At 59.6% G+C, this 22,214-nt stretch carries 20 protein-coding genes; 2 read left to right on the forward strand and 18 right to left on the reverse strand.

What is annotated here, in order from left to right; translation table 11 throughout:
• Positions 1-8 precede the first annotated feature (8 nt).
• The 10 genes from ACMXYI_RS21095 to ACMXYI_RS21140 form a co-directional block, all read right to left on the reverse strand.
• On the reverse strand, positions 9-1,079 hold the full coding sequence (locus tag ACMXYI_RS21095) for an ABC transporter ATP-binding protein (protein ID WP_415768898.1): 1,071 nt from the start codon (positions 1,077-1,079) through the stop codon (positions 9-11).
• Positions 1,076-2,674: an ABC transporter permease gene (locus tag ACMXYI_RS21100; RefSeq protein ID WP_415768899.1), complete on the reverse strand. Its 1,599-nt coding sequence runs from the start codon at positions 2,672-2,674 to the stop codon at positions 1,076-1,078. Before ACMXYI_RS21100 ends, ACMXYI_RS21095 begins: the two co-directional genes overlap by 4 nt.
• 3 nt (positions 2,675-2,677) lie before the next feature.
• Entirely contained in the window at positions 2,678-3,691 is a 1,014-nt protein-coding gene (locus ACMXYI_RS21105) for an iron ABC transporter substrate-binding protein (RefSeq protein ID WP_415768900.1), read from the reverse strand.
• A 143-nt stretch (positions 3,692-3,834) separates the two neighbouring features.
• Positions 3,835-4,395, reverse strand: coding sequence for a PqiC family protein (locus ACMXYI_RS21110; RefSeq protein WP_415768901.1), 561 nt, complete (start codon positions 4,393-4,395; stop codon positions 3,835-3,837).
• Between the two features lie 17 nt (positions 4,396-4,412).
• On the reverse strand, positions 4,413-6,068 hold the full coding sequence (locus ACMXYI_RS21115; protein ID WP_415768902.1) for an intermembrane transport protein PqiB: 1,656 nt from the start codon (positions 6,066-6,068) through the stop codon (positions 4,413-4,415).
• Entirely contained in the window at positions 6,049-6,705 is a 657-nt protein-coding gene (locus tag ACMXYI_RS21120; protein ID WP_415768903.1) for a paraquat-inducible protein A, read from the reverse strand. The genes ACMXYI_RS21115 and ACMXYI_RS21120 overlap by 20 nt, the downstream gene beginning before the upstream one ends.
• Complete coding sequence (locus tag ACMXYI_RS21125) at positions 6,702-7,298, reverse strand: paraquat-inducible protein A (protein WP_415768904.1); 597 nt, start codon at positions 7,296-7,298, stop codon at positions 6,702-6,704. Before ACMXYI_RS21125 ends, ACMXYI_RS21120 begins: the two co-directional genes overlap by 4 nt.
• A 205-nt stretch (positions 7,299-7,503) precedes the next feature.
• Complete coding sequence (locus ACMXYI_RS21130) at positions 7,504-8,805, reverse strand: NAD(P)/FAD-dependent oxidoreductase (RefSeq protein ID WP_415768905.1); 1,302 nt, start codon at positions 8,803-8,805, stop codon at positions 7,504-7,506.
• On the reverse strand, positions 8,802-9,890 hold the full coding sequence (locus tag ACMXYI_RS21135) for a polyamine ABC transporter substrate-binding protein (RefSeq protein ID WP_415768906.1): 1,089 nt from the start codon (positions 9,888-9,890) through the stop codon (positions 8,802-8,804). Before ACMXYI_RS21135 ends, ACMXYI_RS21130 begins: the two co-directional genes overlap by 4 nt.
• A gap of 155 nt (positions 9,891-10,045) precedes the next feature.
• Positions 10,046-11,404 carry a glutamine synthetase family protein gene (locus ACMXYI_RS21140; protein WP_282378368.1) on the reverse strand — a complete coding sequence of 453 codons (1,359 nt, stop codon included), beginning with the start codon at positions 11,402-11,404 and terminating at the stop codon, positions 10,046-10,048.
• A gap of 161 nt (positions 11,405-11,565) precedes the next feature.
• On the opposite strand from ACMXYI_RS21140, the gene ACMXYI_RS21145 reads away from it, so the two are divergent.
• Entirely contained in the window at positions 11,566-12,489 is a 924-nt protein-coding gene (locus tag ACMXYI_RS21145; protein ID WP_415768907.1) for a helix-turn-helix domain-containing protein, read from the forward strand.
• Between the two features lie 12 nt (positions 12,490-12,501).
• On the opposite strand, the gene ACMXYI_RS21150 is transcribed toward ACMXYI_RS21145, so the two are convergent.
• The 7 genes from ACMXYI_RS21150 to ACMXYI_RS21180 all read right to left on the reverse strand — a co-directional run bounded on the left by ACMXYI_RS21150 (position 12,502) and on the right by ACMXYI_RS21180 (position 20,514).
• A complete protein-coding gene (locus ACMXYI_RS21150; RefSeq protein ID WP_415768908.1) occupies positions 12,502-13,422 on the reverse strand; it encodes a MurR/RpiR family transcriptional regulator in 921 nt (306 codons plus the stop codon).
• A 316-nt stretch (positions 13,423-13,738) separates the two neighbouring features.
• The gene (locus ACMXYI_RS21155) at positions 13,739-14,503 is read right to left on the reverse strand and encodes an ABC transporter ATP-binding protein (RefSeq protein WP_415768909.1); all 765 of its coding nucleotides are present in this window, start codon (positions 14,501-14,503) and stop codon (positions 13,739-13,741) included.
• Positions 14,504-14,521: 18 nt separating this feature from the next.
• Positions 14,522-15,634 carry a succinylglutamate desuccinylase/aspartoacylase family protein gene (locus tag ACMXYI_RS21160; protein WP_415768910.1) on the reverse strand — a complete coding sequence of 371 codons (1,113 nt, stop codon included), beginning with the start codon at positions 15,632-15,634 and terminating at the stop codon, positions 14,522-14,524.
• A 9-nt stretch (positions 15,635-15,643) separates the two neighbouring features.
• Entirely contained in the window at positions 15,644-16,342 is a 699-nt protein-coding gene (locus tag ACMXYI_RS21165; protein WP_415768911.1) for an ABC transporter permease, read from the reverse strand.
• A gap of 13 nt (positions 16,343-16,355) precedes the next feature.
• Positions 16,356-17,045, reverse strand: coding sequence for an ABC transporter permease (locus tag ACMXYI_RS21170; protein WP_123364053.1), 690 nt, complete (start codon positions 17,043-17,045; stop codon positions 16,356-16,358).
• A gap of 90 nt (positions 17,046-17,135) precedes the next feature.
• Positions 17,136-17,912 carry an ABC transporter substrate-binding protein gene (locus ACMXYI_RS21175; RefSeq protein ID WP_415768912.1) on the reverse strand — a complete coding sequence of 259 codons (777 nt, stop codon included), beginning with the start codon at positions 17,910-17,912 and terminating at the stop codon, positions 17,136-17,138.
• 214 nt (positions 17,913-18,126) lie between these two features.
• Positions 18,127-20,514, reverse strand: coding sequence for a DUF3772 domain-containing protein (locus ACMXYI_RS21180; protein ID WP_415768913.1), 2,388 nt, complete (start codon positions 20,512-20,514; stop codon positions 18,127-18,129).
• 228 nt (positions 20,515-20,742) lie between these two features.
• Between ACMXYI_RS21180 and ACMXYI_RS21185 the strand changes: the two genes are divergently transcribed.
• A complete protein-coding gene (locus ACMXYI_RS21185) occupies positions 20,743-21,198 on the forward strand; it encodes a hypothetical protein (RefSeq protein ID WP_415768914.1) in 456 nt (151 codons plus the stop codon).
• Here the strand turns inward: ACMXYI_RS21185 and ACMXYI_RS21190 are convergent.
• Entirely contained in the window at positions 21,183-22,211 is a 1,029-nt protein-coding gene (locus tag ACMXYI_RS21190; RefSeq protein WP_415773939.1) for a DUF2955 domain-containing protein, read from the reverse strand. The genes ACMXYI_RS21185 and ACMXYI_RS21190 overlap by 16 nt on opposite strands.
• Positions 22,212-22,214 lie beyond the last annotated feature (3 nt).

Below are 22,214 nucleotides of genomic sequence, written 5' to 3' on the forward strand. Positions count from 1 at the left end.
GGCAGGGGTCAAGATTCGCTCAGTACGTGGGCATGGCCGATTGTCGAGACGTGAACCGCACTGCCGGCGGGTGGCGCATAGAGGCCCGAACTGCGCACCATTAATGATCGACCAGGCTGTTGCCCGGAAGCCAAAGCCTCCAGTTCCACCGTCAACGTGCAGGTATTGCCGCTGAAATCCCGCTCGGTCACGACGGCGCGACACCCGGCAGCCTTGGTCGTGCTGGGCTGGATGCTGACGAGTTGCAGTTGTTCGGGACGCAGCATGATCTGCGCCGATTTGTTGTTCCGGTGGTTGTTTACCGGTATCCGACCGAGATCGCAATGAGCCCAACCGGCTTCGATTCTGGCGGGCATGACCACGGCATCCCCCAGAAACAACGCGGTTTGTTCATCCTCGGGGTAGCGGTAAAGATCCAGCGGATGGCCCGACTGCACCAGCCGACCATCGCGCATCACCGCCAGCTGATCGGCAAACGACAGCGCTTCACTCTGGTCATGGGTGACCAGAATGGTGGTCACGCCGGCGTCTGTCAGTAGCCGCGCGACCATTTTGCGCATAGCGCCCCGAAGTCCGGTGTCGAGGGCTGAAAACGGCTCGTCCAGCAACATCAAGCGCGGCTGTTGCGCCAACGCCCGCGCCAGTGCCACGCGTTGTTGCTGGCCGCCGGAGAGTTCATGGGGCCAACGGTTGGCCATGTTTGCATCCAGCGCCACGCTGTCCATCAACTCTGCGACGCGCTCCTGTTTTGCACCGCCCTTGATCGAAAGCCCGAAACCGATGTTCGCGGCCACGGTCATGTGCGGGAACAGGGCGCCGTCCTGCGGAACATAGCCAATCAAACGCTGATGCGCCGGGACTTCGTGGGTGTCGTCGACGAGCGTTTGGCCATTGAGTGATAGTCGCCCTGCGTCCGGGAATTCGAAGCCGGCGATCATCCGCAACAGCGTGGTTTTTCCTGAGCCGGACGGGCCGACGATGACCGTTCGGCTGCCTGTTGGCACCGACAGGTTGATGCTCTCCAGCGCTTGATAGGAGCCGTAGGACTTGGAAATGGAATGGAGTTCAAGAGCGTTCATCGGCCAGCCGTTCGTTTGGATTGGTGGTAAAGAAGTCCGGTCAACGGAAGCGACAGCAAAATCATCAGCAGGGCATAGGGCGCAGCCGCGGCGTAGTCGATTTCGCTGGTCATGGCCCAGAACCCGGTGGCCAGGGTGCGCGTGCCGTTGGGGGCGAGCAGCAGGGTGGCGGTCAACTCATTGGTGATCGCCAGAAACACCAGTGCGGCGCCTGCGGCAGCGCCGGGCGCGGCCAGGCGCAGGGTGATCAGCCACAATGCCCGGGCAGGCGAGCGCCCGAGGCTGCGGGCCATGTTCTCCAGCTCCACCGGCGCCTGGGCGATACCGGCGCGCAAACTCACCAGGGCGCGGGGCAAAAACATCAGCAGGTATGCCAGCAGCACCGTGACAGTCGTCTGGTAAATCGGCCGGGCGAAATGGATGGTGACGGTCACCAATGCCAAGGCCACGACGATCCCGGGCAACGAACTGGTGATGTAGTTGCAGCTTTCCAGTACACGTTGCAACCGGCCCGGAGAGCGAATCGACAGCCAGGCAATCGGAATCGCGGCGCAGGTCGTAAGGGCGGCACCCGCAAGGCCGAGCAGCAGCGTCTGTTCCAGCGCCGGCAGAAGCTCGTCCATCTGCCAGACCTGCGTGCCGCCGGCTATCAGCCAGCTACCTAACGTCACGAGTGGCACGCCCAGCGCCAGCGCGCAGGTCGCGATCTGTACGGTCAGGGCGACGAGGGTGGTTCCGGATTTCAGGCGTACTACCCGCTGCTCACGAGCGCTTCCCGATCCGACCCGGGCGTAACGCGCCGTGCCGCGAGAGGCCGATTCTGCGGTCAGCATCACCAGGCAACACAGGGCGAGCACGCTGGCCAGCATGTGGGCGGCCGGGCCGTTGAAGGTGGATTTGAACTGATCGAAGATGGCCGTGGTGAAGGTGTCGAAACGGATCATCGCGTACAGGCCATATTCGGCCAGCAGGTGCAGGCCCACCAACAACGCACCGCCGCAGATGGCCAGACGCAGTTGCGGCAACACCACGCGGAAAAATATCGCCCAAGGCTTGAGCCCCAGCGATTCGGCAACGTCTTCGATGGCCGGATCGAGCCTGCGCAAGGTCGCAGCAATCGGTAGGTACAGGAACGGGAAGTAGGCGATGACCGAGACCAGAACCCCGGCAAACAGCCCGTGAATCGGTGGGACCAGACTGACCCACGCATAGCTGTGCACGAAGGCCGGCACCGCCAGCGGCGCGGTCGCCAGCAATGACCACCAGCGCCGCCCCGGCAGGTTGGTGCGTTCTGTCAGCCAGGCCAGAGACAGGCCTAACGTGACGCACAACGGAATCGTGATCACCACCAGTAAAACGGTGTTGATCAACAGTTCAGCGACCCGCGGCCGGAAAACCAGCGGCACAAGGGTCGCCCAGCCTGTCTGAAACGATACGCCGATGACGAAGGCAATCGGCAGCAGCGAAAGCAGCGACGCCAGCACCGACAAACTGATCACCCACGCGCCACCACGCCCCGCGAAGAGACCGCGGGATCGTCGTCGCAAGTTCGCGGGTATCGCCTCAGCGACACCCGCTGGTAAGGTTTCAGGCATCAATTAGAGCAATCCCGCCTGAGTCATCAACTCCACGGCTTTTTTACTGTCGAGTTTTGAAGCATCGACTGTCGGCGCGTCGAGTTGCTGCAAAGGCACCAGTTTTGGATTGGATTCAGCGTTCTTGCCCACCGCGTATTCGAACGATTTACCGGTTTTGAGAATGGCCTGGCCATCTTTGCCGGTAATCCATTTGAGGAACGCCTGGGCTTGTTCCTTGTGTTTGCTGGACGCCAGAACGCCGCCGCCGGAGACACTGACAAACGCGCCCGGATCCTTATGCTTGAAGTAGTGCAGGGCGGTGTTCTTGCTGTTTTCGCCGGTCTTGACCTGGTCGCCGAAGCTGTAATAGTGGTAGATCACGCCGCTGTCGATCTGCCCGGCGTTGACCGCTTTGAGCACGGCGCTGTTGCCCCGGTACGCGGTAAAGTTGGTTTTCATCCCTTTGAGCCACTCCAGGGTGGCGGCTTCGCCTTTGAGTTCCAGCACGGCGGCGACGATGGCCTGGAAGTCGGCACCGGCCGGTGAAGCGCCCCAGCGACCTTTCCAGTTCGGGCCGGCGAGGTCCATCAGCGACTTGGGCAGCTCGGCTTCGGGCAGTTTGCTCGGGTTATAGACAAACACCGTGGAGCGCGCGGCGATCCCCACCCATTTGCCATGGGCAGGGCGGTACGCTGCACCGACCTGTTCCAAAGTGGCCGGTGCAACCGGTGCAAACAGCCCCGCGTTGTCGACCAGCACCATCGCAGGGGAGTTTTCGGTCAGGAACACGTCGGCCGGGGAGGCGGCGCCTTCCTGCACGATCTGATTGCCCATCTCGGTGTCGTCACCATTGCGCACGGTGACCTTGATGCCGGTTTCCTTGGTAAAGCCCTCGATCCAGGATTTGGTCAGGCTTTCGTGCTGGGCGTTGTAGACCACGATGCCATCGGCATCCGCTGCATACACGTGACCGGCACTCAGCAAAGCGGTGGCCAGCAGTGCTGTTTTCAGGAAAGAAGGGATGTTGGGACTCATGCGTTGGCAGCTCCTGTTTTTTTTAATAATCGTGCGCGCAGATTCAGCCGAGACGGTCGTCAATTATTGTAGGCCAATACGAATCATTTGCAGGATTAAGGCGGCGGCAAATGTACTGCGCAGAATGAGAAAAAAACGTCAAATCACTGGGTCACCGGGCAACCTCTTTGAGTTCCACCCGCGGCCTGGCTGATCACCGCAGCCAGGCGTTTGACATTGTTCTGCTGAGCCGCTACCAGTTCATCGATGGACGGCCCTGAAGGTGTCTGCAACGTGCTGCGGCAAGTGACCAGCGCGTTATCACTTTCGCCGAGGCTACGCAGGCGCCATTTGACGTCGATCAACCCGTATTGGCCGGGGATCGAGTCAAACCGTTGCACGTCCAGCCGCACCGATACCTTGCGCTGGGGATTGCTGTTGACCAGTTGGTCCGCCAGGGCAGTGCGCAATTCATCCGACAGGCTCGCGCCCCACCACTCGGTTTCGAGGATCGCCAGGCCGCTGTTGCCCTGGCGAATAACGATTTGCGGGCGGTCGACCTGAGGAGGGACGCTGAGCCCCTCGATCTGGATATCCGCAGCGCTGGTCCTTGAACTGCCGCTCGGTTGGGCCGGGGTCAGGGTGTGGAATTGAATCGGATCACTGCGGCAAGCGGCGAGTAGCAACAATGCAGTGACCAAGCTGATCTTCAGCGGATAAACCATGAGTGATGCTCCTGTGGTCATTTGCGCGGCGGCCCTTGCAGGTCCATCGGCGCAGCATTGTCGGGACGACCGCGAATCAGCGATTCCGGATGCCGTCCCAGGTAATCCGAGAGTTCACGCAAGGAGCGCGACATGCGCCCGAGTTCGTCGAGGGTCTGACCTAATTGTTCGCGTTGCGGCGAGTCTTCGGCCAAGGTCGAACTGGCCGATTGCAGGGTCTTGCTGACATCCGCCAGGGTTGTCTGCACGCCGGGCAGGGTCTTGGCGTTGAATTGCGCCAGACCTTTACGCAGTTCGACGAGGTTGCTGTCCAGGTTGCCGGCAATGCGCTCGATTGGCAGCTGGTTGATCTTGTTGACCATGCCCTCCAGTTTTTCTTGCAACTGCTCGAGGCTGCCAGGAACGGTTGGGATAGAGACTGGACGGGCGGTCGGATCGAATACGACTTTTTCCGCTTTGGGGTAGAAATCGAGCGAAATGTAGAGCTGGCCGGTCAACAGGTTGCCGCTACGTGCCTGGGCCCGCAGACCGTTGTCGATGAAGGTGCCCATCAGACGTATGCCAGCGGCTTCGTCGTTGGGGTCATGCTTCAAGACCTCGAGCATTTTGGTGTGGGCCTGGCCGAGGCGTTGCGGGTAGATCACGATGCCGACATTGACCGGGAAACTGCGCTTTTTCGCGTCGAAGTCCAGATTCACCGACACCACTCTGCCGAACTCGATGCCAAGGAATTCCACCGGTGCTCCAACCTTGAGGCCGCGCAAGGCCTGATCGAAACGCAAACTCAAGAATTGCCCCTTGCCGCTGGGTGGGGCGAGGGCGGTTAGCTGGTCTTCGAACAGGTCGAAGGATTTGTCCTCGGCGGCCGGTTGATCGTTAGGGCTGTATTCCGGAGCGCGGAAGGCGATGCCGCCCACCAGGATGGAGGACAGCGATTCGGTTTTCACCGAAAAGCCGTTGGCGCCGACATTCAGGTCGATCCCGCTGGCGTTCCAGAACCGGGTGTTTTCTGTGACGTAGGCATCGTTGGGCGCGTGGATGAACACTTCGATGTTCACCCCTTTACCGTCGGCGTCCAGGGCATAGGCCACCACTTGCCCCACCGGAATCTTGCGGTAGTAAACCGGCGAGCCAATGTCCAGTGAACCGAGATCCTGGGTGCGCAGGGTGAAGCGCTTGCCCGGCTCGCCATAGGTAATCGGCGGCGGGTTTTCCAGGCCGGTAAAGTTCTTGGAGCGAGCATTGGCCTGGCCGATGTCGGCGCCAATGTAGTCCCCGGACAGCAGGGTATCGATCCCCGACACCCCGCCGGCGCCAATGCGCGGACGCACAACCCAGAATTGCGAGTCTTCGCGGGTGAAACTTTCCGCCTGTTTGTCTAGTTTGATCGTGGCGTTGACGCTTTTCTGGTCATTGCTCAGTTCCACCTCCGAGACATGCCCGATCACCACGTTGCGGTATTTGACCTCGGTCTTGTTGGCCGTCAGGCCGCTACCGGTCTTGAACGTGACGGTAATGGTCGGACCTTCCTGCATCATGGTGTGCACGACCAGGGAAATCCCCACCAGCACCGCGACGATCGGGACGATCCACACCAGCGAAACGCTAAAGCGGCGGGTCTTGACAGGGGCCTGCCCGGGGGCTTGCGACCCATTAGTGGCTTGCGACTTCATCCATGACCTCCTCGTTTGGGTTATCCCGCTCTTCTTTATCCCAGATCAGGCGTGGGTCGAAACTCATGGCCGACAGCATGGTGAACACCACCACCAGACCGAAGAACAGAATGCCCGGGCGCGGTTCGATATCGGCCAGGGCTTGAAACTTCACCAGTGAGGCCACCAAGGCGACCACGATCACATCGAGCATCGACCAGTAACCGATGAGCTCGACGAAACGGTACAGCGTTGACCGCTGCTTGCTCGCCCATTGGCTGTCGCGCTGAACGGTCACCAGTAACAGCGTCAGGGCGACGAACTTGATGCCCGGCACCGCGATGCTGGCGATGAAAATAATCAGGGCAATGTCCCAGGCACCGTGCTTCCAGAAATCCAGTACCCCGCTCATGATCGTGCTATCGGCGCCGTTGCCGACCATTTTGGTGTTCATCACTGGCAGCAGATTAGCCGGGATATAAAACACCAGCGATGTCAGTAGATAGGCCCAGGTCCGGGTCAGGGAGTTGGTTTTGCGCCGATGCAACGGCGCGCCGCACCGTGTGCATTCGTGAGGTTCATCGGTCATGTCACAGGCCAGGCCGCAGCTATGACACAGGCACAGGTTGAGTTCACTCGCCACCGGGGGCCTGTTCATAAGATGTCCCATAGATCACGGATGTCGCGCCCGGCAATGCGGATCATCATCAGACTGAGAATGGCCAGGGCAAACAGGCCGATGCCGGGCAGCACATCCAGCAGTCCGGCGAGTTTGATGACCGCGACCATCGCCCCCAGCAGACAAACCTCCAGCATGCTCCAGGGCCTGAGGGTTTCCAGCCAGCGCATGCAGAACCTGAAACCGGGCGAGCGCTGATGGGCGAGGGCGAAGCTCAGGACCCAGATAAGCAGCAACAACTGGAAAATCGGCGCGATGATCATCGAGATAGCCGCCACCATGGCGATGAAAGTGATCGGCCCCAGACTCAGGGCCAGCACCGAATCCCAGAGTGTTGCGCTGTTTTTAAGGCCTTGGAGGCTGATGCTCATGACGGGATAGAAGTTGGCGAAAATCCACAGCATCAACGCGGTGAAGGTCAACGCCAGACGTTGTTCCACCGTCAGGCCGTTATAGCGCTGAAGCACGCCGCCGCAGCGTGTACACAGGGTTTTCTGATGTTTGGCGAGCGTGACTTTTTCATACACGCAGTCGCAGTGCTCGCAGATGATCAGTGGGTCAGTCGTAGCCATAGGCTGCACTCGCCAGGACGCAGGGAAGTCAGAGCACTCCCTCAATATAGAAGCGCCTAGCGATTGAGCAAATTAAAAGGCGGGCACCGATCGTTCCCACGCTCTGCGTGGGAATGCCTCAATGGACGCTCTGCGTCCGCTGTTGGGACGCGGAGCGTCCCGGGCTGCATTCCCACGCGGAGCGTGGGAACGATCAGTTGGGCGGTCAGCCGAGCAGTTCGCGCAGGCGATACCAGAACATGCCGAGGGCCAGCAGTGGAGAGCGCAGCATAGGCCCACCGGGAAAGGTCATGTGCGGCACGGCGCTGAACACGTCAAAGCCCTGACTGTGACCGACGTGGATCGCTTCGCCCAACAGCTTTGCGCACCAGTGGGTCACGTTCAGGCCATGACCGGAGTAACCCTGGGCGTAAAACACGTTCGGGTGCTGGCTCAAGCGCCCGACCTGTGGGAAGCGATTGGCGGAAATCCCAATCTTGCCGCCCCATTGATAGTCGATGCGCACGTTGGCCAGTTGCGGGAAGACCTTGAGCATGTGTGGGCGCATGTAAGCTTCGATGTCCGCCGGATCGCGCCCGGAATAATGGCAGGCGCCGCCGAACAGCAAGCGTCGGTCCGCCGAGAGCCGGTAGTAATCCAGACCGACTTTCTGGTCGCAGAGCGCCAGGTTATGCGGGATCAATTGCGTTGCCTGTTCGGGCGTCAACGGCTCGGTGGCGATGATGTAGCTGCCCGCCGGAAGGACCTTGCCGCTCAGTTTCGGTTCGAGCTCTTCCAGGTGAGCGTTGCACGCCAGCACCAGACTGCCGGCGCGCACCGTGCCGCCGGCACAGCGAACCTGCACCGTGCTGCCATGGATCAACTCCAGCACCGGGCTCTGCTCGAAAATTTGCACGCCTAAGGATTGAGCCAATAGCGCTTCGCCAAGGACAAGATTGAGCGGGTGCAAGTGACCCGAGCCCATATCGACGAGACCACCGGCATACACGCCTGAGTTCACCACCTGCTGACGGATCTGCTCCGGCCCGACGAGTCGGGTTTCGTGGGCGTAACCCGATTCGGCAAGGCCTTGCTGCTCCGCCTTGAATGCCGCGAACTGCGCTTTAGTATTGGCCAGTTCACAGAACCCCCAGCGCAGGTCGCAATCAATCCCGTGTTCACGAATGCGGTTGCCCACGAGCGCTACCGACTCGACGCCCGCACGCTCAAGGTAGCGCACGCCTTCTTCACCGACATGACGGGCAAAACCGCTGACGTCATGGCCGATACCGCGGATCAACTGACCACCGTTACGTCCGCTGGCGCCCCAACCGATCCGTCGGCCTTCCAGCAGAATCACCGAGAGCCCGCGCTGCGCCAGTTCGATTGCGGTGTTCACGCCGGTAAAGCCGCCGCCAATCACACAGACATCGGCCTCAAGATCCGCGGCCAGTGTGGGGTAGGGCGCCATGCCATTGGCTGACGCCGCGTAATAGGAGCGAGCATGTTCGTTGCTGTACTGATTCATTGGTTGGACTTCACTTTGCTCCAGGAACGGGTCATCAAACGCATGATTGCCTGGGGCGGGGTGGTCGAAATGTAGAGCTTGTCGAGGACTGCCTGTGGTGGATAAACCTCAGGGTTGTTGACCAGCTCAGGGTCCATGTCTTGCTTGGACGCCGGGTTAGGGTTGGCGTAACCGACCGACGCGCTGACCTTGGCAATCACTTGCGGGTCGAGCAGGTAGTTGATGAAAGTATGAGCCTCTTTCTGGTTGCTGGCGTCTGCAGGGATCGCCAGCAGATCGAACCACAAGTTACTGCCTTCCTTGGGAATCGCGTAGGCGATGTTCACGCCGTTCTTGGCTTCCTTGGCCCGGTTCGCGGCCTGGAACACGTCACCCGAGTAACCGAAAGCCACGCAGATGTCGCCGTTGGCCAGGTCTGACACGTACTTCGAGGAGTGGAAGTAGGTGATGTAAGGGCGGATGGTCAACAGCTTGGTTTCGGCTTTTTTGAAGTCTTCAGGGTTTTCGCTGCGCGGGTCCATGCCCATGTAATTGAGAACGGCCGGGAACACTTCATCGGCCGAATCCATCATAGATACGCCGCACTGACTGAGTTTTTTCAGATTCTCCGGTTCGAAAAACACCGCCCAGGAATCGATGCGGTCAATGCCCAGCACTTGCTTGACCTTGTCGACGTTGTAGCCGATGCCGTTGGTGCCCCACAGGTACGGGACCGAGTGTTCGTTGCCCGGATCGTTTTTCTCCAGCAGCGCCAACAGTTTCGGATCGAGGTTCTTGAAGTTGGGCAGCTGCGAACGATCGAGCTTCAGAAACGCACCAGCCTTCACTTGACGAGCGAGGAAGTGGTTGGACGGCACCACCACGTCATACCCGGTGCGGCCAGCGAGCAATTTGCCCTCCAGGGTTTCGTTGGAATCGAACACGTCGTAGATCACCTTGATCCCGCTTTTAGCCTGGAAGTCGACGAGGGTGGTCTCGCCGATGTAATCGGTCCAGTTGTAGACGCTGACCGTTGGCTGAGCCTGCGCAACGGCGCTGAACAACACTGCCAGCGCGACCGGAACCATGGGTTTCAATAGACGCATACGACACCTCTTCTAATTGTTTTTAGACGCTGATCGTTCCCACGCTCTGCGTGGGAATGCCTCAAGGGACGCTCCGCGTTCCAGCTCTCGAAAGGGACGCGGAGCGTCCCGGGCTGCATTCCCACGCGGAGCGTGGGAACGATCATCAGGGGGGGTTAGACGCTGAGCAGCAGGAACTCTCGTTCCCACGAGCTGATCACGCGCTTGAAGTTCTCGTGTTCGGCGCGCTTGACCGCCACATAACCGCGGACGAATTTGCTACCCAGATAACGCCCGATGGTTTCGCATTCTTCCATCTGCGTCAGGGCGTCCTCGATGGTGATCGGCAGGCGCAGATTGCGGCGCTCATAGGCACGACCTTGCACCGCAGCGCTCGGTTCGATGCGCTCGACCATGCCCAGATACCCGCACAACAGACTCGCAGCGATCGCCAGATAAGGGTTGGCATCGGCACCCGGCAAACGGTTTTCCACGCGCATCGCGTCCGGCGTTGAAGTCGGCACACGCAGGCCCACGGTGCGGTTTTCTTCACCCCATTCGACGTTCACCGGCGCCGAAGTGTCCGGCAGGAAGCGGCGGAACGAATTGACGTTCGGCGCAAACATCGGCAGCACTTTGGGGATGTACTTTTGCAGGCCGCCGATGTGATGCAGGAACAGCTCGCTCATCTGCCCGTCGGCATCGGCAAAGATCGGCTGGCCGGTGGCGATGTCCACCACGCTTTGGTGGATATGCATCGCGCTGCCGGGTTCATCGCCAATCGGTTTGGCCATGAAGGTCGCAGTGACGTTGTGCTTGAGCGCCGCTTCGCGCAGGGTGCGTTTGAACACGGTGATCTGGTCGGCCAGATCCAGCGCGTCGCCGTGACGGAAGTTGATTTCCATCTGCGCCGGGCCGTCTTCGTGGATCAAGGTATCGAGGTCCAGGCCTTGGAGCTCGCACCAGTCGTACACGTCTTCAAACAGCGGATCGAATTCGTTGGCAGCGTCGATGGAAAACGACTGACGACCACTTTCCGCACGGCCCGAACGCCCCAGCGGTGCCTTGAGCGGCAAGTCCGGGTCTTCGCAGCGCTGGGTCAGGTAGAACTCCATTTCCGGCGCGACAATCGGCCGCCAGCCTTTGTCGGTGTACAGCTGCAGGACTTTTTTCAGCACGTTGCGCGGTGACAGTTCGATCGGGTTGCCGAACTTGTCGAAGGTGTCGTGAATCACGATAGCGGTGGGCTCGATGGCCCATGGGATCACGTACACCGCGTCGGAGACGGGCTTGCACACCATGTCGATGTCGGCCGGGTCGAGCAGGTCGTAGTAGATGTCGTCGTCGACAAAGTCCCCGGTTACCGTTTGCAAAAGCACACTTTCCGGCAGGCGCATGCCTCGCTCATGCAGGAACTTGTTGGTGGGTGCAATTTTGCCGCGTGCAATGCCGGTCAAGTCACTGACCACACACTCGACTTCGGTAATCTTGTGATCTTTCAGCCACGTGAGCAGCTGATCGAAAGGGACATTCATAAAGACCTCGTTATTGGTTTTATTAACGCCGGGGAGGCTGGTTTCATCCACCACACACTTCCCCTGTGGCGCGTTGACGACTATCTTGGGCGAGCCTTGACGTTCCATCTATCCACTTTCAGCAGCACCAAAACGCACCAAACGAGTGCGTAAGGTCACCCATGACAACGTGCAATCCCCTGCAAGTCCAAGCGTTCAACACCGCCGATGTAGCGGAGCAAATCCGCGCCACACCGGGCTGGGTGCAGTATTACCAGCAAATGTCACCGGGGCATTTCGCCGGGCGCGTGCGCTACCTGGACCTGCAAGGCGTGGAGATTTACGAGGAACAGATGAACACGCGGGTCGAGCAGAATTTCAGCGCGCCCGAAGGCTCGCTGGCGTTCTGTTTTGATCGAAGCGACAACGCGCTGTACGTGTTGAATGGCGAAAGCCGCAACATCTGGATCACCCCGGAGAACTACCAGGAAATCGCCGTGGTGTTCGGTCCGGCGTTCGTGCAGCGTCACGGTTTGAACGTGGCCAGGCTCGAAGGCCTGTTCATGGCGCCGCTGAACTCGGGACAGAACGCGCTGTTCAGCCGCTGGCTGAGCGGGACGTTGACCCGACTGACGCAGACGCTCGATCCGCCGAGCAAGGAGGCGTTGACCCAGCAGTTGCTGGAAGACTGCCTGTACATCCTCGACAACGCGTGCGTTTGCCTTGATCGCGGTGGGCTACAGCGCCGCGCCGAAGAGCGATCGGTAATGAAGCGCATCGGCGAATGGGCGGCTGATGCCCCGGAAGAGACCCTGAATCTGCTGGAACTTTCGCAGGTCGCCGGGGTTTCACTGCGTCAGTTGCAGCATGCGTTCAAGGCTTATACCGGGATGACCCCGACCCATTGGCTGCGCTTGCGCCGACTCAATAGCGCACGCCGCGAATTGCTCAGCCGCACAGCGATGGACACCACCGTTGCCGAAGTGGCGATGCACTGGTCGTTCTGGCATTTAGGGCGATTTTCCAGCAGTTATCGCGCGTTGTTCAACGAACTTCCCAGTCAGACGCTCGCCCGCAAACCCTGTGGCGCACCAGGTCGCAGGTAAGCCGGGGACACGTCAGCGCGGCTTTGTGGCTTTCGCCGATTTGCTGTTGCCCGGCATGTGCAGGTAAGCCATCACGCTTTCGGTCAGCTCGGTCGCCAGTTTGACGGCTTCCTTGTTGCGCGCCATCACGCCCGCCACCAAGCCTTCGATCAAGGCGAGCACCGCGATGTTGGAACTGGTCAAAACCGGATGGTCGGCGGGAGCAAACAGCACGTGTTCGGCAATGCTGGTGAGCGGCGAAGCGGGTGAGTCGGTGATTGCCAGCACCGAGGCACCCCGCTCATTGGCGAAACGGGCGAGTTGCAGGGTGTCGAGGGAATAGCGCGGCAGGGAGATCGCCAGCAACACATCCTGATCGGTAATCGCGGCCAGACGGTAAGCGGCGTTTTCGTTGCCGCCCTCCATGCTGATGGCGGTGGCGTCCGCGCAGAAAGGCATCAAAGTCGAGGCGGCGAGGCCGGCGAAGTAGACGCTGTTGCCAAAGCCCAGGATGTAGATTTTGCGCGCGGTGGTCAGGCGCGTGACGAACGCTTCAAAGGTATCTTCATGGTTGTTGGTCGCCGCCGTGGCGAGGTTGCTGCTGGCGCTCTGGATTTGTTCATGCAGGCCAAACGCGCCGCCAGGACGATGCGCCAGTTCGTTGCGCAGTTTGTCGACCGGCGACACCATCTGCTGCAACGTCGCGACCAGCTCGGCCTTCATGCCGGTGTAGCCACCCAGGTTCAGGGCCTTGGCCAAACGGTTGACCGCGGCTGGCGAGGTGGACGTTTCGTGAGCCATCTCCTCGATGGTCAGCGTCGCAGCCCTCAGCGGGTGACGCAGGATAAAGTCCGCCACCTTGCGCAGTGACGGCTGCAAATCGCCAACGATCTCTGCCAGTTTGCGCATAACCGGTGCGGCATAGACCGTGGTGTTTTTCGCTGGGGTCGGCATATCCGGCTCAACATTTCCTGAGGGTTGATAAAGCTGGCGGGAGTGTATCTGAAGCCGCCCCTCGGTGTGCAGCGCTTGGCCAAGGGGCGGTGATCGGGAATGCCCGTCAGTTTAGCCGCAACGCAGTCCGTGTAGCAGCTGCCGAAGGCTGCGTTCGGCTGCGCAGCAGTCGTAAAACCTGACCGCGAGGTAGTCCTGAAGAACCGCACTGCCTGATTTCACGACTGCTGCGTAGCCGAACGCAGGCTTCGCCAGCTGCTACAAAGTATGCGCTGCAACTGAAGTTGCTTAACTGACTGGCATTAGGCCGGTCGGATTACTTCAAGCTCCCGGCAAGAAACTGCTGGAGGCGTTCGGACTGCGGGTTGACCAGCACTTCGCGCGGGTCGCCACGTTCTTCGACCTGACCTTTGTGCAGGAACACCAGTTGATTCGAAACCTCGCGGGCAAAGCCCATTTCGTGGGTCACGACCACCATGGTGCGACCTTCGAGGGCGAGGTCCTGCATAACTTTCAGCACTTCGCCGACCAGTTCGGGGTCGAGTGCCGAGGTCGGCTCATCAAACAGCATCACTTCCGGCTCCATGGCCAGCGCACGGGCAATCGCCACACGCTGCTGCTCGCCGCCCGACATATGGGCCGGCCAGGCATCCATCCGGTGCGCCACGCCGACTTTGTTCAGGTAGTGCTCGGCTTTTTCCCGGGCTTCTTTCTTGCTGATGCCAAGCACATGCACCGGGGCTTCCATGACGTTTTCAAGGGCGCTCATGTGTGACCACAGGTTGAAGTGCTGAAACACCATCGACAGCCGCGAACGCATGCGTTGTAACTGCCTGGGTTCGGCCGCCTTGAGCCCGCCGAGTTTGTTGGTCACCAGTTTCAATTGTTCGCCGTTGAGCACGATGTTGCCGGCGTTGGGCTGCTCCAGCAGGTTGATGCAGCGCAGGAAGGTGCTTTTGCCAGAGCCGCTGGAGCCGATGAGGCTGATCACGTCACCGGCTTTTGCCTCCAGGGACACGCCCTTGAGCACGTGGTGGCTGCCGTAGCTTTTGTGTAGATCCTGAACTTCAAGTTTGTACATGGTTTTAGTTCTCTGGAATCAGTCGCTGAGCAAGCGACCCTGGCGAATAAGGCGGGTGCCCGCGACTTTGGCCAGCCACAAACCGGGCTGGGCAAAACGCAGGCGTTCTCGGGCATAGAGGATGCCGTCGGTGCTGGCGCGCACGATACTGTGGCGATCGGTCAGCGGATCCAGCACTTCGAACAGCGGATCGCCAACCCTGACCCGGGCACCCAGCGGTTGCAGAAAACTCACCACGCCGGGGTGCGGCGCATAGGCGTACTGCGCGCCGGCGAATGGCGTCGCTTCACAACAGGTCGTTGGTGCTGCTGGCCAGTCACCGCTGATCAGGCCTTGTTCGGCGAGATAGCCAAGAATGGCCTCGGCGCTATCGACACATTGTTCGCGTTCGGTGTCGGCCATGCCGCGCAACTCGATGGTGGTGGCCACACAGGCCAGCGGAATATCGACTTCAGGAAAGAGCTCGGCCAACCGCAACCAAGGGATCGCACAGGCCTCATCGAAGGCACTGCCGCCCGCACCCTCGGCCAGCAGCGCGGCGCCGGCACCGAGTCGAGCGGCCAACGAACGCAATCGCGGCCAGTTTTGCGGCATGGCGTAAAGCAGCATGATCGACTCGAAATCGCAGTGCAGGTCCAGCACCACATCGGCGTCACAGGCATGTTGCAGCAGCAGGCGGCGCAGGCCATCGAGTTCCGATGTCGGTGGTGGCATGTCGGCGAGGACATCGGCCATGGCCCGGCGGATCAGTGCGGTGTTGACGTCGGCATTGTCGCCCAGGTGGTCTTTCACCAGCGCCGCCACAGCTTCGGCCAGCGCCGGGAAATCCCGATTGAAATTCTTCCCGCTGGAGAACTCGAAGCGCCCCTGATGGGTGGCCTGGAACATCTGGGCGATGCCAATCGGATTGGCCATCGGCACTAACTCGATCACTCCGTTCAGGCGACCTTGTTCTTCCAGCACCCGCAGACGTCGTTTGAGTTCAACCGCCACGCGCATCCCCGGCAGCTCATCAGCGTGCAGGGACGCCTGAATGTAGGCCTTGCGCGGTCCGCTGCCAAAGCGAAACAGCGACAGTTTCCGTTCAGTGCCCGAAGCACTCCACGGCAACAGGTATTCAATGTGCTCCATAACAGCTCCTTAGTGCTTGCGCGGTGCCAGATACGCCAGCCAGCGACGCTCGGCCAGCTTGAACAGGCGAACCAGGATGAAGGTCAGGGCCAGGTAGATCAGGCCGGCAGTGATGAACGCCTCGAACGGCAGATAGAACCGCGCACTGACCGTACGCGCGGCGCCGGTGATGTCCACCAGCGTGACAATCGATGCCAGGCTGGTGGTTTGCAGCATCATCAGCACTTCGTTGCTGTACTGCGGCAGCGCCCGGCGCAAGGCCGACGGCAGCAGAATGCGGCGGTACAGGGTAAGGCGCGACATGCCCATGGCCTTGGCGGCTTCGATCTCGCCGTGGGCCGTGGACTTCAAACTGCCAGCCAGCAGTTCCGCGCTATAGGCACTGGTATTGATCGCGAAGGCCAGGCAGGCACAAAAGGTTGCACTGGACAGGTATGGCCAGAGCACGCTTTCACGTACCGCGGCGAACTGCGCCAGGCCGTAATAGATCAGGAACAATTGCACCAGCATCGGCGTGCCGCGAATCACGTAGGTGTAGAGCCAGGCCGGGAAGTTGATCAGGGGCGATCGGGACACCCGCATCAGTGCCAACGGAATCGCCAGCACCAGACCGAAGGCCAGGGAAATCAGCAGGACTTTGAGGGTCAACAAGGCGCCATTGAAATACAGCGGCAGGTTTTCCCAGATCAGGTTGTAGTCAAGAATCATGGGGTGCTCCCAATCACAATTCGGCGGCTTTGATGCCGACCGAGTAGTGTTTTTCCAGATAACGCAGCACCAGCAATGACACGCTGGTCAGCATCAGATAAAGCGCCGCCACCGCGAGGAAAAACGTAAATGGCTCATGGGTGGCGTCCGCTGCGTTCTTGGCTTTGAACATCATGTCCTGCAAGCCGATCACCGAGATCAGCGCGGTGGATTTGGTCAGCACCAACCAGTTGTTGGTGAACCCGGGAATGGCGAAACGAATCATCTGCGGCACCAGAATCCTCCAGAACACCTGGCCGCCACTCATGCCATACGCCGCGCCGGCCTCGGCCTGACCTTTAGGGATCGCCATAAACGCGCCGCGAAAGGTTTCTGACAGATAGGCGCCGAAAATGAAGCCCATGGTGCAGACGCCGGCGATGAAGGGATTGATGTCGATGTAGCGGGTGTAACCGAGCGCCAGGGCAATGCGGTTCACCAGATCCTGGCCGCCGTAGAAGATCAGCAGGATCAACACCAGGTCAGGAATACCGCGAATCAGGGTTGTGTACCCTTCGCCCAGCATCGCCAGCCATTTGAGCGGTGACAACCGAAAAGCCGCGCCGATCAGCCCCAAAGCAATCGCCATGCTCATGGAGGTCAGGGCCAGGTTAATGGTCAGCCAGGCGCCATCGAGAATGCTCGATCCGTAGCCGTGAAGCATGATGAAGTTCCTCAAACGAGCGCCAAAAGGCGCGCGAGACAAGCCCAAAGCGCCCGCAAGAGGCCGGCGCCACAGGGTTTCAGGTAAGGTTTATTCGCCGTAGATATCGAACGCGAAGTACTTGGCCATCACTTGCTGGTACTTGCCGTTGGCGCGGATGGCGTCGATCGCCGTACTCAGACGTGCAACGTTCACGCTGTCGCCTTTACGCACCGCGATCCCGGCGCCTCGGCCGAAATATTTCGGGTCGTTGATGTCCGGTCCTGTCAGCGCGAAACCTTTGCCTGCTGGCGTCTTGATGAAGCTCTCGTCGGTGTTGACGATATCGGCGAGCGTCGCGTCCAGACGACCCGACGCCAGATCAAGGAAGGCTTCATTTTGTGAGCCGTAGCGCAGCACTTCGACCCCGGCTTTTTCCAGCTGCTCGGTGGCAAAACGGTCGTAGGTCGATGAGCGTTGCACTCCGACCTTCTTGCCCTTGAGATCAACCAGCGGGTCGTTGATCACGTTGCCGGCCTTCATCGCGAACTTGCCTGGCGTGTGGTAGTACTTTTTGCTGAAGTCGACCGACTTCATACGGTCTTCAGTGATCGACATCGACGACAGTACGGCATCGATCTTACGCACTTTCAGCGACGGGATCATGCCGTCGAATTCCTGGATGACCCACTCGCATTTGACCTTCATTTCTTCGCACAGGGCGTTGCCGATGTCGTAATCGAAACCACTGACATTGCCCTCCGGCGTCTTGAAAGAGAAGGGCGGGTAGGCGGCTTCGATACCGATACGCAGGCTGTCTTCGTCGGCGTGTGCCAGCAAGCTTGCGGCGCACAGTGCCAGAGCACCTAGAAGTTCTGTCTTGTTCATATTGTTGACTCCTTGGAGGGGCGTTGGGGTGGTACAGGCCGTCCGATCTGGCACGGTGGATCAGTCCTGATGATTTTGCGTGGCTATAAATGACATGTTTTATTTCACAATGCAATACTGTGAAAATAAACGTATCAGTCGGTAGCGCAAAAATTCACACCGATTCCGTGTGATCACGAGCTCGTTCAGGCGCCAGGCAGGCTATTGATGGGGATTACGCGGGGGGAACAGGCTTGGCCAATTCGATGCCGGCCGCACCCAATCGCTTCAGGATCTCAAAGAGCAGATCGCTCTTGGTCGTACTGACAATCCTTGGGCTGCTGACATAGCCGGTGATGGTCAATGTGATGCCTTCAGGGCTCAGATTGCTGAAGCGGACAACGGGGGCGGGTTTCTCGAGGATGGTTTCATGCTCGTGATAGGCGTTGTACAGCAGGTTCTTGACTTGCTCGGGGTCGATGTCCAGAGGGAACACCAGCTCGAGTGTGGCCACCCCTTGGGCGCTGCCGCCCATGGTCACATTGCGCAGGTTCTGGGAAATAAGCTGCGAATTGGGCACGATCACGATCGAACGGTCACTGAGCTGTATCTCGGTGGCCCTGACATTGATCCGCCGGATATCACCTTCGACCCCGCTGATGCTGATCAAGTCGCCGACCTTGACCGGACGCTCGGTGAGCAGGATTAACCCGGACACGAAGTTCTTGACGATCTCCTGCAGGCCGAAGCCGATCCCCACCGACAACGCACTGACGATCCAGGCCAGGTTCGTCCATTTGACGCCCAATGAAGACAACGCCAGCAGAATGACCAGCGCGTACCCGATATTACTGAACAGGGTGCTCAGCGACGCCCCCATGCCGGGGTCCATATCGGTTTTCGGCAGGAACTCGTTATCCAGCCATCTGCGCAGCGATCGAATCAGGTAAATACCGATCAACAGTGCGAGGACCGCATTCAACAGATTGCCCGGAATGATGTTCAGCTTGCGCAAGCCATCGCCGCCGAGGATCGCTGAAACCCTGTCAGTCAGCTGTCCAAAAGTCGCTCCAACCCCCCCCACAATCGTTGTAATCGCGGCAATCAACAGTAGGGCCGCTCTGCCAATACCCGACACAACAACCTCGATTTGTTCAAGCCGTACGTCGCCGACACCCAGCAGCTGTTTGATCGTCTTGCCGCTGGAGTGCTTGGGCGAAAACAGGTAATCACACAGGTCCCTGAACAACTGCGTCAGCAAATAGAAGCTGGCAATGACGATATAGAGCCAGACAATTTCGTAAGTAATGAACCGGGCCAGGGAGATGTAACCGACCAGCAGGCCAAAAATCGAGATCAACATGGCGATACTGACGGCGGTATAAATCAACCCCGCCAGCGTAGTACCTGACTCAGGGTGTTCTCCGGCAATGACCATCGCTCGGCGGGTTTTACTGACGCGCAGTAATAGCGCACCCATAATCAAGATGACGACTAATGACACGACGCCCCGGCTGAACAGAACCACCTGCGAACTCATACCCGTCGCATTGGTGACTTGTACCAGCGAGATGAGTATCAGCATTGATCCGGCCAGCAGCGCCGGAAAAGGGCTTATTGCAAGTGCCACTTCATCGGCGATGCCAGGCAACCGCCATGAGGGATTGCGTTTAGACAGCAGGGCCCGACTCAGACCGATAATCAGGGCGCAGGCGTAAGCGACTTTCTCTACATCGTCGAAGTAACCTTGCAGTGGCTGAGGCAATGGCTGAAGGCGGGTAGCCGCCGCGGAGATGAGCTCTATTGCGCAACCTGCGCTCAGCATCGTGGCAACTACCGTGGCTATCGCCAATGAACTTCTGCGCAGGCGACCTTCCGGTACCCGATGGATGCAGATCCATGTCAAACCACGCTCAGCCAGTCTTCGCCCCGGCGTCCAGAAGGCCAGGGCCAGCAATAACAACGTGACGGTCGCGGCGCGCCGGCCGGGTTGCCAGACGGACTGAATGACACTGTTGCACTGGTCGATCAAAAAACTCAGACGGTTTTTATCCTCCTCCAGTGGAGAAAACAGCGGTAACCAGAACCGGGGGTTGAGGAGGCTGGCGGTTCGCTGGGCGAGTTCGGTTTCCAGTTGTGTGCGCCGAATGCTGGCGATCTGAGCGATGAGGTTAGTAGCGCCTTCTTTGATGGCCTGCAATATCTTGAGATCGGCATCCACCTTGTCTTTTTGTTCGGTGAGATAGGACCTCTGTTTCACGAGATCGGACTTTTCCATGGCAACGCTGGTGGCGGATGCCGTCCCGAGCACACTGAGTTGTGCTTGCAATTGCGTCTGCTCGGGAAGTAACACGGCCGCCAACTTGTCCGCATCACTTAAGAGCAACTGAACGTTGTCCTGAAAGCCTATTAACTGGGTGTAGTTACTGGTCAGTGACACCTGCTGTTTAAGGTTATCCAGCCTTAATTGCAGTGCTTCCAGATCGCTTTTCGACACCGTAGCGGTAGCGCTGGCCTCACCGTTGCTTGCCGTGTTGGGTAGTTCATCCGCCGACAGCTCGCCGATGTTCGCCCCCATCAGCGCGAACACAACGAATATGAGTAATTTCAATGCAGGACGCATAGGCATGCCTCCAGCGGCTTTAGCCATTCAGGTTAGGTCATGGCGTGTGCTGGCGCGAAAAATAGTTCCGCACGCTGAGCACGAATAGGGAAGGGGGGGCGGGTGAGAAGGGGTGATCTACAATCTTTTATGCTGAACCACGCTCAGGATCACGAGGTGTGACGTATTGAGCGGTCTGTCTACCGACCCAGTGTGCTTGCAGAGTGCCGGGCCCTGTCGGAGGTCATCATGAAAAGGTTGTCATCCATTAGCCTGTGCATCGCACTGTCGGTTTCCTGGACCCAGGGCTGGGCGGAAACGGTGGTGCCGATGAAAGGGCAGAGTTCGCAACAAACCCAAACGGACATTACCGAATGCAACAACATCGCGGCCAGTCAGAGCGCCTCGGCTGCACCGCCTCCTAGCGGTGGAAGGTTGAAGGGGGCTGCAGCGGGCGCTGCCGCCGGTGCGGCGGGGGCCCAGGTGCGCGGACGTCAGCATGACGAGTTTTATGATCGCGTCGATGATGACACTAAGCAGGACTATCGCCAGAATCGCGCCAAGGAAACCGCCGCGGCAGGCGCGGTCGTCGGAGGCTCGCGTCAGCGTCAGGAACGCCGGGCGCAAGAGAAAACCAGTGCTGCGACCAGTTCAACGGCCTATACAAGCTGCCTGCAAGGGAAGGGGTATCAGGTTAACCCTTGAACGTCATTTTGCCGCCGCTGATCGAGCAGATGAACCATCAGGCAGGCATACAGCGTCACGAGGATGAACAGGCCCATGCGGATGGCGAACGCTGTGTAAACGTCCTTGCCTGCTGCGCTGTCCTGTACCGACTGACCCAACAGGATGATCAGTGTGATCAGGGTATTGAGCCAAAACCCCGGGGTAAACCGGCTAGGGCTCAGGGCGTAGAGTTTGCGCGCCAGCACCAGGCCGAACAGCAACATCCATAGAAAGAACATCCACAGATGCACGAACAGACTGAGGGCGCTCCAGAACAGGATCGCCAACAGGCCTGCGAGCAAGGTTGACCCGAGCAGTTCGCGACCGGCGTTGCGGGCATTCGTCGTGGAGCTTTGCTGACCCAGGCCAACGGCCTTCAGGATGATCGGCAGATAACCGGCCGGGTCGATCAGCGCCAGCAGGAATGTCGGTAACACAATCAGGGTTGCACGCAGCGCAACCCGACTGACTTCTTCTGCCGGCAGGGGTGGGGCAGGCGGCGGGGAAGGGGCATTGGGTGGATCCGGGAATAACCCATGACTGAACGCCACAACGACAACGGCGAGTAGCAAACCCTTGACCAGTGCGCCGATGACCATCGCCGCCAGATCGAATTCGGCGATACCGGCCGAGGAAATCATGGTCAGACCAATCACCAGGAAGGTCATGATCAAGGTGTTGCCGCCGCGCAGGCCAAAGCGGAAGGCCAGGAACAGACCGACGCTGATCAACAGCACGCCGCTGACGGGGTAATAACGCAGGACCGGGATCAATAGCAGGCCGATGCCGGTGGTCAACATGGCGGCCAGTGCGAGAACCAGTCCGGCCTTGAACGGCAGCGGGCGATTGACCGAGGCCAGCAACAGCAGGCAAAGCACCGGCGCCATAAAAGGAATCGGCAAGCCCAGGCCGAAACTGGCGGTGAGGCTCAACGCCGTGCCGGTGGCCAGGCGCAGCGCGCGTTGATCCCGCGGCGTGCGCCGAGTCGACATACC

It is taken from the genome of Pseudomonas lyxosi (genome assembly GCF_047758685.1).
GTDB classification, from domain to species: domain Bacteria; phylum Pseudomonadota; class Gammaproteobacteria; order Pseudomonadales; family Pseudomonadaceae; genus Aquipseudomonas; species Aquipseudomonas lyxosi.

Bases quoted from the DNA above. Each gene is read 5' to 3' on its own strand.
- ACMXYI_RS21095 (WP_415768898.1), bottom strand. From the start codon at position 1,079: ATGAACGCTCTTGAACTCCATTCCATTTCCAAGTCCTACGGCTCCTAT.
- ACMXYI_RS21100 (WP_415768899.1), bottom strand. From the start codon at position 2,674: ATGCCTGAAACCTTACCAGCGGGTGTCGCTGAGGCGATACCCGCGAAC.
- ACMXYI_RS21105 (WP_415768900.1), bottom strand. From the start codon at position 3,691: ATGAGTCCCAACATCCCTTCTTTCCTGAAAACAGCACTGCTGGCCACC.
- ACMXYI_RS21110 (WP_415768901.1), bottom strand. From the start codon at position 4,395: ATGGTTTATCCGCTGAAGATCAGCTTGGTCACTGCATTGTTGCTACTC.
- ACMXYI_RS21115 (WP_415768902.1), bottom strand. From the start codon at position 6,068: ATGAAGTCGCAAGCCACTAATGGGTCGCAAGCCCCCGGGCAGGCCCCT.
- ACMXYI_RS21120 (WP_415768903.1), bottom strand. From the start codon at position 6,705: ATGAACAGGCCCCCGGTGGCGAGTGAACTCAACCTGTGCCTGTGTCAT.
- ACMXYI_RS21125 (WP_415768904.1), bottom strand. From the start codon at position 7,298: ATGGCTACGACTGACCCACTGATCATCTGCGAGCACTGCGACTGCGTG.
- ACMXYI_RS21130 (WP_415768905.1), bottom strand. From the start codon at position 8,805: ATGAATCAGTACAGCAACGAACATGCTCGCTCCTATTACGCGGCGTCA.
- ACMXYI_RS21135 (WP_415768906.1), bottom strand. From the start codon at position 9,890: ATGCGTCTATTGAAACCCATGGTTCCGGTCGCGCTGGCAGTGTTGTTC.
- ACMXYI_RS21140 (WP_282378368.1), bottom strand. From the start codon at position 11,404: ATGAATGTCCCTTTCGATCAGCTGCTCACGTGGCTGAAAGATCACAAG.
- ACMXYI_RS21145 (WP_415768907.1), top strand. From the start codon at position 11,566: ATGACAACGTGCAATCCCCTGCAAGTCCAAGCGTTCAACACCGCCGAT.
- ACMXYI_RS21150 (WP_415768908.1), bottom strand. From the start codon at position 13,422: ATGCCGACCCCAGCGAAAAACACCACGGTCTATGCCGCACCGGTTATG.
- ACMXYI_RS21155 (WP_415768909.1), bottom strand. From the start codon at position 14,503: ATGTACAAACTTGAAGTTCAGGATCTACACAAAAGCTACGGCAGCCAC.
- ACMXYI_RS21160 (WP_415768910.1), bottom strand. From the start codon at position 15,634: ATGGAGCACATTGAATACCTGTTGCCGTGGAGTGCTTCGGGCACTGAA.
- ACMXYI_RS21165 (WP_415768911.1), bottom strand. From the start codon at position 16,342: ATGATTCTTGACTACAACCTGATCTGGGAAAACCTGCCGCTGTATTTC.
- ACMXYI_RS21170 (WP_123364053.1), bottom strand. From the start codon at position 17,045: ATGCTTCACGGCTACGGATCGAGCATTCTCGATGGCGCCTGGCTGACC.
- ACMXYI_RS21175 (WP_415768912.1), bottom strand. From the start codon at position 17,912: ATGAACAAGACAGAACTTCTAGGTGCTCTGGCACTGTGCGCCGCAAGC.
- ACMXYI_RS21180 (WP_415768913.1), bottom strand. From the start codon at position 20,514: ATGCGTCCTGCATTGAAATTACTCATATTCGTTGTGTTCGCGCTGATG.
- ACMXYI_RS21185 (WP_415768914.1), top strand. From the start codon at position 20,743: ATGAAAAGGTTGTCATCCATTAGCCTGTGCATCGCACTGTCGGTTTCC.
- ACMXYI_RS21190 (WP_415773939.1), bottom strand. From the start codon at position 22,211: ATGTCGACTCGGCGCACGCCGCGGGATCAACGCGCGCTGCGCCTGGCC.